This window comes from Paenibacillus flagellatus, from assembly GCF_003217775.1.
Taxonomy (GTDB): domain Bacteria; phylum Bacillota; class Bacilli; order Paenibacillales; family NBRC-103111; genus Paenibacillus_AB; species Paenibacillus_AB flagellatus.
Map to the genome: position 1 here is coordinate 407,091 of NZ_QJVJ01000007.1, position 14,920 is coordinate 422,010.

The 14,920-nt window shown below is 61.4% G+C and carries 13 protein-coding genes; 4 read left to right on the forward strand and 9 right to left on the reverse strand.

Annotation, left to right across the window (positions count from 1 at the left end; translation table 11 throughout):
- Nucleotides 1-91 precede the first annotated feature (91 nt).
- Complete coding sequence (locus DLM86_RS17520; protein ID WP_158289532.1) at nt 92-1,114, forward strand: glycosyltransferase; 1,023 nt, start codon at nt 92-94, stop codon at nt 1,112-1,114.
- Nucleotides 1,115-1,161: 47 nt separating this feature from the next.
- Here the strand turns inward: DLM86_RS17520 and DLM86_RS17525 are convergent, their stop codons facing one another.
- The 7 genes from DLM86_RS17525 to sat all read right to left on the reverse strand — a co-directional run bounded on the left by DLM86_RS17525 (nt 1,162) and on the right by sat (nt 8,066).
- Nucleotides 1,162-1,824, reverse strand: coding sequence for a class I SAM-dependent methyltransferase (locus DLM86_RS17525; RefSeq protein ID WP_110841332.1), 663 nt, complete (start codon nt 1,822-1,824; stop codon nt 1,162-1,164).
- A 157-nt stretch (nt 1,825-1,981) separates the two neighbouring features.
- Nucleotides 1,982-3,517: a glycosyltransferase family protein gene (locus tag DLM86_RS17530; RefSeq protein WP_110841333.1), complete on the reverse strand. Its 1,536-nt coding sequence runs from the start codon at nt 3,515-3,517 to the stop codon at nt 1,982-1,984.
- 23 nt (nt 3,518-3,540) lie between these two features.
- Nucleotides 3,541-4,281 carry a sulfotransferase gene (locus tag DLM86_RS17535; protein ID WP_110841334.1) on the reverse strand — a complete coding sequence of 247 codons (741 nt, stop codon included), beginning with the start codon at nt 4,279-4,281 and terminating at the stop codon, nt 3,541-3,543.
- A gap of 21 nt (nt 4,282-4,302) precedes the next feature.
- Entirely contained in the window at nt 4,303-5,400 is a 1,098-nt protein-coding gene (locus DLM86_RS17540; protein ID WP_110841335.1) for a glycosyltransferase family 4 protein, read from the reverse strand.
- Nucleotides 5,390-6,100: a glycosyltransferase gene (locus tag DLM86_RS17545; RefSeq protein WP_158289533.1), complete on the reverse strand. Its 711-nt coding sequence runs from the start codon at nt 6,098-6,100 to the stop codon at nt 5,390-5,392. Before DLM86_RS17545 ends, DLM86_RS17540 begins: the two co-directional genes overlap by 11 nt.
- Before the next feature lie 159 nt (nt 6,101-6,259).
- Entirely contained in the window at nt 6,260-6,865 is a 606-nt protein-coding gene (locus tag DLM86_RS17550; RefSeq protein WP_110841337.1) for a methyltransferase, read from the reverse strand.
- A gap of 40 nt (nt 6,866-6,905) precedes the next feature.
- Nucleotides 6,906-8,066 carry a sulfate adenylyltransferase gene (sat, locus tag DLM86_RS17555; protein WP_110841338.1) on the reverse strand — a complete coding sequence of 387 codons (1,161 nt, stop codon included), beginning with the start codon at nt 8,064-8,066 and terminating at the stop codon, nt 6,906-6,908.
- A 573-nt stretch (nt 8,067-8,639) separates the two neighbouring features.
- On the opposite strand from sat, the gene DLM86_RS17560 reads away from it, so the two are divergent.
- Both DLM86_RS17560 and DLM86_RS17565 read left to right on the forward strand, forming a co-directional pair.
- On the forward strand, nt 8,640-10,601 hold the full coding sequence (locus tag DLM86_RS17560) for an endonuclease MutS2 (protein WP_110841339.1): 1,962 nt from the start codon (nt 8,640-8,642) through the stop codon (nt 10,599-10,601).
- A gap of 209 nt (nt 10,602-10,810) precedes the next feature.
- Nucleotides 10,811-11,218 carry a hypothetical protein gene (locus DLM86_RS17565; RefSeq protein WP_146250238.1) on the forward strand — a complete coding sequence of 136 codons (408 nt, stop codon included), beginning with the start codon at nt 10,811-10,813 and terminating at the stop codon, nt 11,216-11,218.
- 181 nt (nt 11,219-11,399) lie between these two features.
- Here DLM86_RS17565 and DLM86_RS17570 read toward each other — a convergent pair whose 3' ends face one another.
- Nucleotides 11,400-12,632 (reverse strand): hypothetical protein, encoded by a 1,233-nt coding sequence (locus DLM86_RS17570; protein ID WP_110841341.1) that lies wholly within the window; start codon nt 12,630-12,632, stop codon nt 11,400-11,402.
- On the reverse strand, nt 12,619-13,203 hold the full coding sequence (locus DLM86_RS17575) for an RNA polymerase sigma factor (protein WP_110841342.1): 585 nt from the start codon (nt 13,201-13,203) through the stop codon (nt 12,619-12,621). Before DLM86_RS17575 ends, DLM86_RS17570 begins: the two co-directional genes overlap by 14 nt.
- 566 nt (nt 13,204-13,769) lie before the next feature.
- Here DLM86_RS17575 and DLM86_RS17580 point away from each other — a divergent pair.
- On the forward strand, nt 13,770-14,864 hold the full coding sequence (locus DLM86_RS17580; protein ID WP_110841343.1) for a bifunctional 3-deoxy-7-phosphoheptulonate synthase/chorismate mutase: 1,095 nt from the start codon (nt 13,770-13,772) through the stop codon (nt 14,862-14,864).
- Nucleotides 14,865-14,920 lie beyond the last annotated feature (56 nt).

Below are 14,920 nucleotides of genomic sequence, written 5' to 3' on the forward strand. Positions count from 1 at the left end.
CTCTTACTCCCAAGGTATGACGGGAAAGGGCGAAAGGTTAGCCGTTTTGCGAAAAAGGATATACGAATCGGTCAGCAAAGGAGCCGTCGCGATGAGCATCGTCGTCTATCCCCCCACGCTGGATTGGTCGTGGATGAAGCAAAGACCCCAGCAGCTGCTCGGCGGACTCGCCCGATCGGGCCGTACGGTCTATTATTGCAACAAAACCCGCGCGGATCGGGGCATGGAGCGGGTGGAGCCGAACGTCTACGTCGTACATCATTACGAAAAATGGCTGCGCGACGATTGGCCGCGAATTCGCGCCGGCAGCCGTCTCCCCGTAGGCGTCTGGTGCAGCATGCCGATGAGCGGCCCCTCCGCGAAGCGGGATATCGAGCCGGATTGGATCGTCTACGATTGTGCGGACGATTTCGGGGAATGGCATCGGTTCGAGCGCGACATGGTGTCCGTCTCCGACGCGGTCGTATGCTCCTCCGAAAGGCTGTACGACAGGCTGTCGTCCACCTATCCGCACATCCGGCTGAAGCTCGTCCGCAACGGCTACGACCCCGCGATGCGGCTTCACGTCGAGAGTGCCGGCGGGGATGCCGCCGAGACGAATCCGGGCCGGACGCCGCGAGCGGGCTTCGTCGGGGCGTGGGCTCCTTGGATCGACGACCTGCTCCTTCGCAAGCTGGCCCGGACCGGGGAGGTCGAGGTCGTGCTGGTCGGGCCGGAGTTCGGCAGGACGTACGATACGGTTCGCCGGGAGAAGCGGATCCGGATCGAAGGACTCGTCCCGCATGCCGACCTGAACCGGCATATCGCCGGCTTCGACGTATGCCTGATCCCGTTCAAGAGGACGTCCGTCACGCTCGCGGCGAACCCGGTTAAAGCGTACGAGTATTTGGCCGCCGGGAAACCCGTCGTATCCACGGATTTGCCCGAATGCAGACGAATGGGAGACGTCGTGGACGTGGCGGTCGATCACGAGTCGTTTATCGGGGCGGTGCTGGAACGGCTGAAGCGGCCCGGCGATGCGGCGGCGAGAACCCGCTACGCGCTCGCCCGCACGTGGGATCATCGATGCCGGGAGGTGGAGGAGCTGCTGGCCGAGCTGGAATCCGGCCGATGACGGCCGGCGACGGACGTTCCAGCCCCGATTGAGGCAGCGCCGCCGCTTCATAACCGCGGCTGTTCCCGCTTCTTCAGCACCGCACGGCAACACCACAGCTTCCACCGGTCGGAATAGATGGCGTTATCGGGTTTGACGGGATCGACATTGCCGGCGAACGTCAAGCCCAGCGGGGCGGCGGCCGCCTCGATGTCTTCGATCTTGATCAAAGGGTAATCGAAGGTGAGGACGAGAAGACCGTCGTCCTTCAACACTCTGGCGAATTGCCCAAGAGCTTGTCTCATCTTCTCCGGGCCCAATTCCTCCAGCACGGATAGGCAATACACCTTGTCGAACATGCGATCCTCGTAAGGCAAGTCCGTAATGTCCGCCTGACGGAACCGGACGGCATCGTAATAGCCTTCCCTCTCCAGCAAGTCTCCGACCGGATCGCCGAACGCCTTTCGCATGCCTTGCTTCAGAAGCTCCGGTATGCGGATGGTCGGGCTGTGGTCGCACGCATGCGCTTCCCTGCACGCTTTCCCCAAAAAGTATTTGAAGTGATGCCCCAGCCCGCAAGCGGCGTCCAGCGCCGTGTCCCGGGGGTCGGCAAACCGGCTCGCCCACGCATATTCGTACAACCGGCTCCACCATTCCGCCGGAATATCGAACACGAGTCGATCCACCTTCGGATCGGCTGTCGTAAAAAATCTGGAATCGAATAAGCTCAAGGTCGTCCCTCCGTTCGTTCGTCGATGATGTCGGTTTACGGGATCTACTACAGTGTATGGACCGGAGAACGGATTCGCATGGGTATGGGGTCCGAGTCATCCGTATCAAAGTTCGGCGCCGACGCGGAAGAGGCTTCGTCCGGGGACGAAGCCTTTCTTACCGTGCCGCTTGCCTTCGGGCGTCCATGGCGGCGTCCATGTCCCGGACCCTTTGCTCCCAAGTATGGCGGGCCGCGAACCGCCTCGCGGTCCGAACGTACTGCGGATCCCGCCCGAGCCGGACGGCGAGGCGGACCGATTCCGCGAACGTCTTCGCGTGCCGGGCCGTCAAGACCGGCTCGCACTTCGCGCATTCGGGAATGGGGGTGGAGACGACCGCTTTGCCCGCCGCCAAATATTCGAACAATTTCAGCGGACTCGTGGAGACGGTCAAGCTGTTCAGCCGGAACGGAATGATCGCCGCGTCGAAGTAGGCCAAATAGGACGGAAGCTCGTCGTGCCGTTTGGCTCCCAAATACCGGATGTTGGAGAAGCGCTCCAAGCCGGCGCGCCGCATGCTGCCGTCGTAATCGGGACCGATCAGCACGAAGTCGAAATCCGGGTTATGCTCCGCGGCATGGCGAAGCAGGCCGTAATCGAGCCATTTGGCGATCGCCCCGTAGTAGCCGACCACGCTCCGCCCGGAGTCGACGGTTTCCCGCATATCGTCCGGCACCGGCCCTTGCCGCGTCTCGACAGCGGCGAATCGCTCGTAATCGACGGCGTTATACGAGAGCAGCGCGTCCGGCCGGTCGCGCACCGCCTTTTCCCATAGCGAGGAGGCCGTCGCGGTTACGAGTCCCGCATGGCGAAGCAAGTAGCGGTGCGCGATTTCCATGCGGCGGTCGTAGCCGGTGAAAATCGGCAGTTCGTCGATATACTCGTACAGAAGGAAAGGATCGGTCAAGCCGGTCAGCCGGTTCAAGCTCATCGTCCAAGTCAGCAGCACGATCGGCCTTTCGACGATGTCGAACGTTTCGACCGGCACGTTGGCGACGTACAGCCGATCGCGAACGGCATGAAACCCTTCCCCGAACGTTTCCGCTTCGTTCGGCGTCATGAAGAACACGAGATACCCCGCTTTGGCGAAGGCAAGCGCCAATTGGTGGGGACGCTGGAACAGCGGAGTATGCCAATCGATCGTCGGCGGGTACAGGACGACGCCTTTCGCGTCGGCGGCCTCGCATATCGCCGCCAGGCTTCTCCTCCAACGATCCGACACCCCGTTGCCGTCGCCGCCGCCGGAACGAATGATCGTCTCGATACGCGGGGCGAAATAGTCGTATCGCTCGTCGCGTCCCCATATTTCGAAGCCGGCCGGGACGTCCAGCCGCAAGCGGGAGGGGAGTGATCCCGACGACTCGATGAACGGCGTCAAATCCCACTCCGCAAACGACAGGTCGCCGCCCGCCTCTCGAAGGCAGGAGGCCCGTATCCACCGGTTCGATCCCGGTTCGCCGGCTTCTACGCGGCAGGCCGGCGCCGAGGCGGAGCGGTCGTCCGGACGAGCGACGACAAACGCCCGGAGCTTGCAGGATAAGAGAGGGCCGGCCGGCACGCGTCCCGGCGGTATGGTCAACAGCAAGCCGCCGCCCGCCTCGCCGTCGCCGGAATACGGTTCCGTATCGGCGTAGATGACGGTGCGTTTGGACAACGAAATCCCTCCAAAGTTCCGGTTTACCGGTATAGCAATGTTTTCATGACCGGCCTGCACTTCGTTACGATTTCTTCCCGCTGTTCTTTCGTTACCGGTTCCGGATTGAACGATCCGACCTTCTTCGACAGGACGCCGATCATGTCGGGAACCGGCACCTTCGTCACTTCCGACAGCCGCTTCAGCGTTTTCGGATCGCGGTCGACCAGATCCTCGTAACGGATCAGCAGGCTGTTCGGATCTTGCCGGGCGTATTCCGCGTAAAAGCCGGCCCGCTCGTTCCATACCCCGGCGAAATCGTCGATGTCTCTGTACCACGTGGGGGCGCTCGCCCACGAGGGCACCGGGTGCCGGACGAGCAGCAGGAAGGGACAATCGGGGTAACATTTGCGCAGCAGGCGCAGCTCCCTTTCGCCGTAGCGAACTTCCTTGAAGCCGACGATGTCGTGCTTCTCCGCGAATTGGCCGTATAAGGTGTCCAGGGCGGCGGTCACCGCGTTGATGACCGCCTGTTCGACATACGGCAATTCGGGCGTCATGTTGGCGGTCCATAGCCCCGTATCTTTGTTACGGTCGAAAAACGCGGTTCGTTCGTTTCGGCTCTGTTCCGAAAAGTAGACCAGATTATCGTAAATGTTGGCGAAATCTTTGATGATGCCGTAATGTTCGCCCCAGATCAACGTTTCCTTCCGGGCGTTGCAAATACGCTGAAGCAGCGTAGAGCCCGATCGCCCCGTAGCGGCCGATATAATAAGCCGGATCAAGCGCCATCGCCTCCTTTGTCGCTACCCGTAAACGGCTGCGATCCATTTCGCCCATTGGGCCTCCCAGCGCTCCTTGGAAAAAGCTTTCGCCGTCATGTAGGCGTGGTGCCCGAACGTCCGGCGCAGCTCGCCGTCCTCGATCAGCTCACACAGCGCTTCGAACAAGCTCTCCTCCTCGGGCATGACGAGCCTGCCGTTGAAGCCGTCGAGGATGAGGTCGGTCATGCCGCCGACCGCCGTCGTCACGATCGCTTTGCCGCAGCCCATCGATTCCAGACAGGAGAAGCTCGTTCCTTCGGACTGGATCGTGGGGAGGAGGACGATATCCGCTTCCCGGTATGCGTTCGGAATGTCGTCGAAATAATAGTTGCCGATATCGAGCCGGTCGCGGTAGGGGTGGGCGTCGGCCCATTCGACGAATTCGTTCCAAAGCTGCGGATGGTTATGATCGACGGCGAATTTGAATTTGACATGCGCGTATTTGCCCAGCAGCCGGACCGACAATCGTTTCGCGAGCTCGATTCCCCGCACCGGACTGATTCGCCGCGGGTACAGGACGGTTACGAAGTCGGTTTCCTTCGTCTTTTCCTCGGGACGAAACATGTTCAAGTCCACGTAGTTCGGGATGTACCGCAGCTTGCCGCGAATCCGGTTCCCGATCGTCGAGCGGCACCAATTCAGGAACGCCGTGTCGACGGTCACCATCACTTTGCAATGGTCCAAGCCGTTGACGATATTCGGGATGATCCACGGCAGACGTTCCAGATCGTAGTTGGCGTCGTCCCACCATATGCCGTGATTGATGACGATCCCTTCCGTATCCTTGTACGTTTCCTGCTGCCCGACCCATCCGTACAAAACCCGGTCGTGGGAAACCCGGTCCATCGCCTCGATATCGGAAACGTTGCCTTCCAGCATAGGCACCCCATACACGGTGAAGCCCATATAGTCCCGTTTCCATCGGTGGGTGCCGTTTTGGACGAAGTTGACATCATAGCCCATTTCCCGCATCAGAACGGCGATATCCCGCATATAGCGCTCGAGCCCTCCGGCCGCCGGCTGTTTGCCGTGGTGGAGAAGCTGGTTCAGCGTGTATATCGAAACTTTTTTAGCGGACATGTCGTTCCTCCCACTTCACCAAGTTCGGATTCGGGTCCAATATCGAGTAATACTGCTCCAAGCTGCCGTATTTTCCTTCGCCGTCGGCCTTCATGTATCGTTCGAATTTGGCCGCATGCTCGTTCCGGTTCGCCCAGCCGTAATGCTTCAAGCGAATGTCGCTTTTCTCCACGCGAAACGTCTGCATCACGTTGGAGGGAATGCGGCCGCAGTGGACCGGCGTCTCCCGCCATTGCTCCTCGAAAGGCTTGTTGCGCAGCAAAAAAACGCCATGGTGCTCGTGCGCGCGCCATAACCGGTCGCTTCGGTAATATTCGGTGCTTCCCCAAAAATCGTACAAGGGGAACGCCCAAGCATCGACATCTTCACGGCGCAGCAGACCGTCGATCTCCGTTTTCATCCGTTCCTCGAATATTTCGTCGGCGTCCAGCGCCAATATCCATTCCGCGTCGGTCGCCGTCGTCTCCCGCCAGCAAAGCTTGCGGAGCTGCACCTCGTTATGGAAGCCGTGCTCCTTCAAGGCGATGAGCTTCTCCACCTTGTCGTAGGAAGCGCATATTTCGACCGTGCGGTCCGTGCTCGCGTCGTCGACGATGACGAAGGCGTCGACATACCGGTTCAAATCGTCGAGCGTTTGCGTCAAATACCGGTCCGCCTCGTTGCGAACGAGCATCATGGCGGTCAATTTCCCTGTTCTCATCCTCATACACCATCCCCGAGCGGTTTCTATACCATATGGAGGAACCGTCCCGTTTGGTTGGACCGTTGTCCGGGTATGCCGATATTGCCCGCGGGAGCAAGGCGGAAATAAAAAAGGACGACTTTCGTCGTCGCAGTTGTCGGGTAAGCGGAAACGTCGTTAGGACGAGGTAGGAGCGCTTCTGGCAAGAATGAGAAAATCGGCGACGGACAGATGCCCGTGTGGTTGCGGGACGATCCGCTCGAGAACGAAGTCGGGGTATGCCCGCAAATAGTCGAGCAAATCCCGGTGGATGATCGTGACGTTATTGCTGGGCGCTTTTTTCCACGTCGTATACAGGATGACGTATTTTTCCGCGCAGCCGAAAACGTCGTCCAACGTTTTGCGGAAATCGTCTTCGTCGGTAATGTGGTACAGCACATCCAGACAGACGACCAAATCCGCTTTATAAGCGCCGCCGTTGACGAACGTCCGGGGATCGTACGAATGAAACGTTTTGGACGGATCGCCGCCGAACCGTTCCCGGCATCGGCGAAGCGCCTCTTCGGAAATATCGAACCCGAGATACCGCTTGTAGTTCATGTAGCCGAGCTGGTTTCCGTCGCCGCAGCCGAATTCGATGACGGTTTCCACGTCGCGTTCCGCCAAAAACGCGTTGATCGTTGACGCCTTGAATTCGGCCGGCAGCCCGTAGCTCCCCGCCCCCGACGTGCCGCCGCTCGCGTAGTGACTTTCCCAATAGCTGCGGTAATTGAATGCCGACATAAACGTAATCGCCGCCTTTCCTGAAAGTGGGGATCGAAAGTTACTCGTCCGTCGCGCTTCCGTACCGGTTCATCAAGATGCGGGCCACCTCGGGCCGCGTGAATTCGGCCGGCGGCGCGATGCCTTCCCGGAGCATTTCCCTAACTTTGCTGCCGCTCAGTACGACATGATGGCGCGAATCGTGCGGGCACGTCTTGGAGGTGGCCATGCTGCCGCATGCTTGGCAGAAGAAGCTGTTTTCGAAAAACATCGGACGGATGCCGATTTCTTCCGGAGCGAACGCCGAGAAAATGCGCTGCGAGTCGTAGGGGCCGTAATAGTTCCCGACGCCGGCATGATCGCGTCCGACGATAAAATGGGTGCACCCGTAGTTTTTGCGGACCAGCGCATGGAAGACGGCCTCCCTCGGCCCGGCGTACCGCATGGCGGCGGGGAATACGGCCAGCCTTACCCGGTCCTGCGGGTAATAGTGATGCAGCAGCGTTCGGTAGCACTCCATGCGGACGTCGGCCGGAATATCGTCGGCCTTCGTCTCGCCGACCAACGGATGAACGAACAGTCCGTCGACCGTCTCCAGCGCCGTTTTCTGAATGTACTCGTGGGCGCGGTGGATCGGATTCCGGGTCTGGAAGCCGACGACGGTTTTCCAGTTCAGCTGCCGGAACATCGCTCTCGTCCGGGACGGATCCATCGCGTATTCGAAGAACGGCCGCTCGGGGCGCCGGATGACGGCAATCGGGCCGGCCAAATAGACGTCGCCTTGCTCGTACAGGTTCGCGACCCCGGGGTGGGCGGGATCCTCCGTACCGTAGACGCTCCGGGCTTCGAGCGATTTGTCGTAGCCGTACTTCTCCGTCAGCGTCAGAACGCCGTACCGGACGTTGTCGGAGCCGGCCAAGGCGACCCGGTCGCCTTCGGCAAGCCGGGCCGCTTCCTCCTTCGAAACGGCCAGCGTAATCGGGATCGGCCATACGGTGCCGTCGGACAGACGCATCGCGTCGAGCACGCTCCGATAATCGTCCCGACCCATAAAGCCTTCCAGCGGACTGAAAGCGCCGACGGCGATCAACTCCAGATCGGATAGGAAACGTCCGCCGATCTTCAGCGCCGGAAGCGCATCGATATCGCCGTCGATCCCGTCCGGGAGCAGCTTGTTGACGAGCTTGCCGCCGTGAGGCGTTATTCCGTAACGGTCTGCCATTCGTCTGACTCCTTCTCGCAAAATGATCGTTCGTCGCGCTGCACGCCTCACGAAGACGCGGCATCGCGCGTAACCGCCTCCGGCTGCCGGACTAGACGCTTGTCCGGTCCGTAAACGGCGCGAACGGTGCGGGTCCAGTCCAGTATATGCTCGGGGAACGAATGTGTTCTTCGGGGAAGCGAGCCTTGACTTGCGCCGCCGGCGCCGTTTATAATCGGGGTATCTACAGGCAGGGAGAGATTTTGATGTCGGTGAGCGTTCTTAACTAACGAATTCCATAGCGAGGCTATAGCGGTACGCGGAAAAAATGCCCCGAAAGGGACGTTTATTTTCTTATGCCCGCAGGACGCCTCCGGATTCTAGTTAAGAACAGCGGATATCATCTCCACGCCCGAGATCATCGTATCTGTGCGCCGATTCCGTGCTGTTGTTCAGCGCGGTTTTTTTGTTTGTTTCGGCATGCGCGGAAACCCGATCATGGAAGGCAGAGAATGACGTTAGCTCATTCTTTGCCTTCTTTTTTTTCGTTCCCGCGAAGAAAGCGGGAAATATCATCTATCAGGAGGAATCGACATGAACGAATGGACGCTGCAGCGTCTCGAGTACGACAAAGTGATTCGAAGCGTGGCGGAATACGCCGTCTCCTACTTGGGGAAACGGCACGTCGAGGAGATGCGCCCGATGACGGCGGTCCGCGCGGTGCGCGGCGCGCTGGACGAAACGGCGGACGCGGTGGCGATCTTGAACGGAGGAGCGAGCGTGCCGATCCCGTCGCTGAGCGGCATCGAGACGGTGCTGCAGCTGGCCGGCACCGGATACGTGTTCGGCGAGCAGGACTTCGTCAACGTCCGCACGTTCCTGCACGGCTGCGCGCAGCTGAAGACGTATATGGCGGCGAAGTCGGCCGCGGCGCCGCGGGTGAGCGCGTATGCGGCCTCGCTGTACGAGCTGGCCGAGCTGAAGAGCGAGATCGACCGGTGCATCCATAACGGTCAAGTCGCCGACGCGGCCAGCAAGGAGCTGTCCAAGGTACGCAAAAAAGCGGCCGTCGTCGCGGAGCGGATCAAAACGCGGATGGACGGCTTGATGTCGCGACACCGCGCCATTCTCCAGGAAAATTTGTACAGCGTCCGTTCGGGCCGGTACGTGCTGCCGGTCAAGAAGGAGCACCGGAAGCTCGTCAGCGGCAGCGTCCTGGACGAATCGGCCAGCGGGCAGACGGTCTACATCGAGCCGCAGGAAATCGCCCACCTGCAGTTCGAGCTCGCCGACTTGCGGGCCGAGGAGGCGAGAGAGGAGGCGAAGGTGCTTGCCGAGCTGACCGGACTGCTCGAGGAGCACGACCGGGAGCTGCGCCTCAACGTCGAGACGGTCGGCACGTACGATTTCGTGTTCGCCAAGGCGAAGTACGCGTTCTCGATCCGCGGGCGCAACGTCGCGCTGAACGATGCCGGCATCATCCGGCTGCGCGGCGCGAAGCATCCGCTGCTCGGTCCGGGGACGACGCCGCTCGATTTCGCGATCGGGGACGGCTATTCGTCGCTGATCATTACCGGCCCGAACACCGGCGGCAAGACGGTCGCGCTCAAGACGGTCGGGCTGCTGACGCTGATGGCGCAGTCCGGGTTGCCGGTGCCGGTCGAGGACGGCAGCGAGCTGGCCGTCTACGCGAACGTGGCCGCCGACATCGGCGACGGGCAAAGCATCGAGCAGTCGCTCAGCACGTTCTCGGCGCACATCCGGAATATCATCGGCATTTTGAAAATAGCGGACCGGTCGACGCTCGTTCTGCTCGACGAAATGGCGTCCGGCACCGACCCCGGCGAAGGCGTCGGCTTGTCCGTGGCGATCTTGGAGGAGCTTCACCGGAGAGGGGCGACCGTCGTGGCGACGACGCATTTCAACGAAATCAAGCATTTCGCCTCGGTGACGCCGGGGTTCGAGAACGCGCGCATGGAGTTCGACGCGGAGACGCTCCGGCCGCTGTACCGGCTTTGCATCGGCGAAGCGGGCCGCAGCTACGCGTTCCTGATCGCGCTCAAGCTCGGCATGTCGCCCGACATCGTCCGGCGGTCCGAGGAGCTGCTCGCCTCCCGGCAGGGCGAGTCGACGTTCCGGCTTCCAGCGCCGCCGCCACCGCCTCAGTCGCCATCGCAGTCGCCGGATGCCGGAAAGCGGCGCGGCGGTCCGTCAAGCCGGGCGATAGGCGGGAACGAAGACCGGACGGAGTCGGGGGACAACGTCCCGGTCAAGCCGTTCGAGGTCGGCGACAGCGTCTACGTCTCGTACCTCGGCCGAACCGGCATCGTGTACGAAGCGGAGGACGCCAGGGGCAACGTGGGCGTGATGATTCAAAAACAGCGGCTTAAAATCAACAAAAAGCGGCTGAAGCTCCATATCGCCAAAGAGGAGCTGTACCCGGACGATTACGACTTCGACATCGTCTTCGAGACGAAAGAAAACCGGAAAAAGAAAAAGCTGATGAGCAAAAGGCATGTGGAAGGGGTAACGATCGTCCGGAAGCCGGACGAATAAGAGAGGAGCGCGCTTCGGCCGAGGCGCGCGACGATTGGCGAAGCCTATGGAAACGATAGGAAGCCCGCCATTGATCGGCGTAACGGCCGCTCCTATACTGAAAGGCGTATGGAGCGGCCGTTCCCGTTCCCGCCGGCAAGCGTCACGGCGGCCCGGACGATTCGAACAGCCGGTCGCGGTATTTGCCCGGCGTGACGCCCTCCGCTTTTTTGAATACGCGTAAGGCGAACGGCTGGATCGAGGCGACCGCAGCCGGGGAAGCCGGCGGAAACAAGAGCGGGAAGTGGCACCTCGACCTCGATTGGACTGCCGTTCGGGACGGAGGAGCAGCGGGAAACGTCCGTCTGCGCGCCACCCCCAAAGGGGTCGACGTCGTTGCCGACCGGGCGGAGCTCTTCGCGGCGACGGACAGCCAAGTCTGGTTTCAGGGAACGGGGAAGGACCGGGAGGGACAAGAGTACACGATTCGGCTTTGGGCGGAAAGCGGTTCCAAAGTCGGAGAAAGCGAAAAGCGTCCGCGCCTCTCGTTCGTCGTCTGGGAAGGCGCCGGCCCGGGCAAGCGCGTGATCGCGGAGGAAAGCCTGCGCGGCTTCGCGGGAACGATGGGACGACAGTAATGCGACAAGTTTTCTTGCAGCGAGCGGCGGTCGCGATCGCATCCGACGCGTACGGGAGCGCGTGAGGACGGGCATGTAAGCGGATGCACCGGGTGACGCAGCTCCGGTGCAAAACGGATACCGGCGGCGGCCGCGCCTTCCGCGCGTGGCCGTCCTTCCGTCCGCAACAACGTCGCTTCCGTTATCGCAGCAGCTGCACCGTTTTCTGCGCCCATTCCTCGACGTAATGGTCGGTCGCCCATTGCGCCATGATGATCGTTTCTTTCGGCTTCAGCTTGACGGACAACGCCGGCTCGCCGCTCAATTGGCTCGGATTGCCGTAGACGAACAGCATGCCGTCCGTCGCGACGACCGTCATGTCTTTGTCGGGGGACGAGAACGTGTCGGACGCTTCCGGGAATCGGGTGCCGATTTCGCTCCACGTGCAGCAAGGCTCGTCGTGGTTGATGACCGTCTTCGGCAGCGGGACGTCGGCTTTCCGGAACTCGTACCCGAGCGAGGTCGCGCTCGCGACGCCCGTGGAGGTGGACGCCGACGGCGCCAGCTTCGTCGGGACGCCGAGCATGGCGACCCATCGCCCTTGGCTGCGGCCGACGATCCATTCCGTCGTCGCGAATTCGCCGGACGTCGGCTTCGTCTCGAGCACGTCGGCGAGCGCAACGGCCTGGCGCTTGCCCGTCAAGTTCGGAATCGTCGTCGTCCAGGCGCGGCTGATCACGTCGGGTGTGGCGGACGCGTTGGACAGCTTGGCGAGCGTCGATTCGTTCGTCTCGCCGATCGAGACGTATTCGTTGGCGGCGAACAGCAGCTTCTCGGCGTGGACGACCTTCTCGTTCGGATCGTCCTTGAACAGCACCGGGCCGATTTTTCGCGCTTCGACGGCACGCTGGGAGGCGGGATGCGCGACGAAAAACTCGTACCGGTCGGTTACCGTCTCGTAGCGGAGCGGCTCGATCCGGTAAAAGTCGCGCTTGTACGGAACGAGAATGCCGCTGCCTTGGGCGACGACGGCCGGACGCTCCTCCTTGGGCGCGATGTAGAGCGTCCGGTACGACGTCTCCTTGTCGTCGGTGCGCAGGCCGACGAGCAGGCCGGAGCGGAACGACGCCTGATCCGCGTATTGCGAGAAGAGCGCGGGCGCCTGTGCGGGCGTCGCGTTGGCGATTTGCTCCTCCAGCTTGGATTCCGCGGAATCGCCGCCGAACAGAGCGAAGACGACGACGGCGGCCGCGACGAGCGTGACGGAGCCGATGGAGCCGGCCAAGGCAAACCAAGACCGCGAGCACGCTTCTTTCCGGTCCACCCGCTCTTCGATCCGCATGCGGAGCTCTTCGCTAAACCCTTTGCGCCGCAAAGGGGCGGAGGACAGCTCCCGCTTCAAATCCGCATCGATATCGGCGTCAATCCGTTTCATCGTTCCCCCGCTCCTTCGCCTTTACAATGTTGATCCGGGCATGATGCAGCCGCGATTTGACCGTTCCTACGCTAATGCCCAGCACGTCGGCGATTTCCTTCATCGACAACTGGTGGTGGGCGAACAGGATCAGCACTTCCCTGTACTTGGGCGGCAGCTTCAGCACTTGGTTCCAAATGCGGCTGACCGTCATGTTCTCCATCGCCTCGTTCTCCGCCGAACGGTGCGAGCCGTGCGGGGAGATGATGTCCATGAGCGTCACGCGGCGCCAAAACGCCGAACGCTTGTAATCGAGCGCGGTATTGCGCGTTATCGTAAGCAGCCACGTCTTCACGGAGGACTCTCCGCGGAACGACGTCAATCTGCGGTATACTTTCAGGAATACGTCCTGCGTAATGTCGTCGGCCAAATCGGTCTTGCGGCATATGCTGAACGCGTAGTTCCACACATCGTCGCCGTAGGCGGTCATCAGCTCGCGAAGAATCGCTTTCTGATCGGTCGTCTCGGCTATGTATCGCAAATAGTCGAAGTTTTCGCTGGCGCCGGTTTCCACTTGCTTCACCTCTTTCATTAGACGGTGCCCCTCCTTCGACGGTTCATATCCGAACGCTGCCAATTTTATGCACTTCTCAATTATAACAGGGGATAGACGGAGCCGCATCGGAAAATGTTGGACCGTGCCGATTTTTTGCGAAAAAAAACAGAATTGCGTCGCTGCGTTAAAGCTTCGCCGCGAACCGTTGCGCGAATCGTCGGAATCTTCTATAATCGGGGATAATCTTGCCAAGACGATGACGGAGAAAAGTAAGCGGAAGACGGCCGTAACAGGGACGGGGCGCCGATGGACTGAGAGCCCCCGACGGCACGCGACGCCGAAGTTCGCTCCCGAGTCGGGTCTGGAAAGCCGTCCGCCGGCGACTGACGTCGGCCGGCCGTGCGAGTAGAGGCGCCCCGGCCGCACGCCGTTATCGTGCTTCGAGCGAGAACGACGCTCGGCTAGCCGGCAGCCGACGTTTTTCTAACAAGGGTGGTACCGCGGTTCCCCGTCCCTTTGAGGACGAGGGGCTTTTTTTGTTTTCAACGAAAAACATTCGGCGGGTCTATCGGATCCAAGAAAACGATGAGGAGTGAGCGTATATGAGCGAGGAAATGCTGAACGACATGAGGAGCCGCGTCGACCGGATCGACGATCAGCTGCTGGAGCTGCTGTCCGAAAGGGCGCGCATCGGCTTGCGGATCGGGGAGCTGAAGGCGGGCCTGAACCGGCCGCTTCGGGATCCGGACCGCGAGAAGGAGACGCTCAACCGGCTGGCCGCGCGCAATGCCGGACCTTTCGACGAAGCGGCGGTGCGCCGCCTGTTCCGGGAAATCGTCAAGGCGACGCTGGAGCTGCAGCAGCCGGAGAAGAAGAAGGCGCTGCTCGTCAGCCGCAAAAGCAAAGCCGACGATACGGTCATCCGGCTCGGCGATACGGCGATCGGGGGCGGACAGCCCGTCCTCGTCGCGGGGCCGTGCTCGGTCGAGAGCCGCGAGCAGGTGCGCCGGACCGCCGCTGCGCTCGCCGAAGCCGGCGTGCCGGTCATCCGCGGCGGCGCGTTCAAGCCGCGGACGTCGCCGTACGATTTCCAAGGGCTCGGCTTCGAAGGACTGAAGCTGCTCAAGGAGGCGGCCGACGAGTTCGGGCTGCTCGCGATCAGCGAGATCGTCGACCCGAGACATTTGGAGCAGGCTTGCGACTATGTGGACATTATCCAGATCGGCGCGCGCAACATGCACAATTTCGAGCTGCTGAAGGCGGCCGGGGAGCTGCGCAAGCCGGTGCTGCTCAAGCGCGGCTTGGCGGCGACGATGGACGAATTTTTGCATGCGGCGGAATATATCGTATCGCGCGGCAACGGCGAGGTGATGCTGATCGAGCGGGGGATCCGCACGTACGAGAAATGGACGCGCAATACGCTGGACATCTCGGCGGTGCCGCTTCTGAAGCGGGAAAGCCATTTGCCCGTCCTCGTGGACGTCAGCCATTCGACCGGGCGCAAGGACATCATGGCGCCGTGCGCGAAAGCCGCGCTGGCCGCCGGAGCGGACGGCATCATGGTCGAGGTGCACCCGAACCCGCCGGAGGCGCTGTCCGACGCCGACCAGCAGCTGGACTTCGACGAGTTCCGCGAATTCGTCCGCGAGGTGAAGGCGTCGGGGCTGTACCGTCAAGGCGCGCCCGCCGCGACGTAACATCAATTTCGGATACAAACCGGTCAGCGCCGGACATTGCCGGCTTCCGCCCTTCG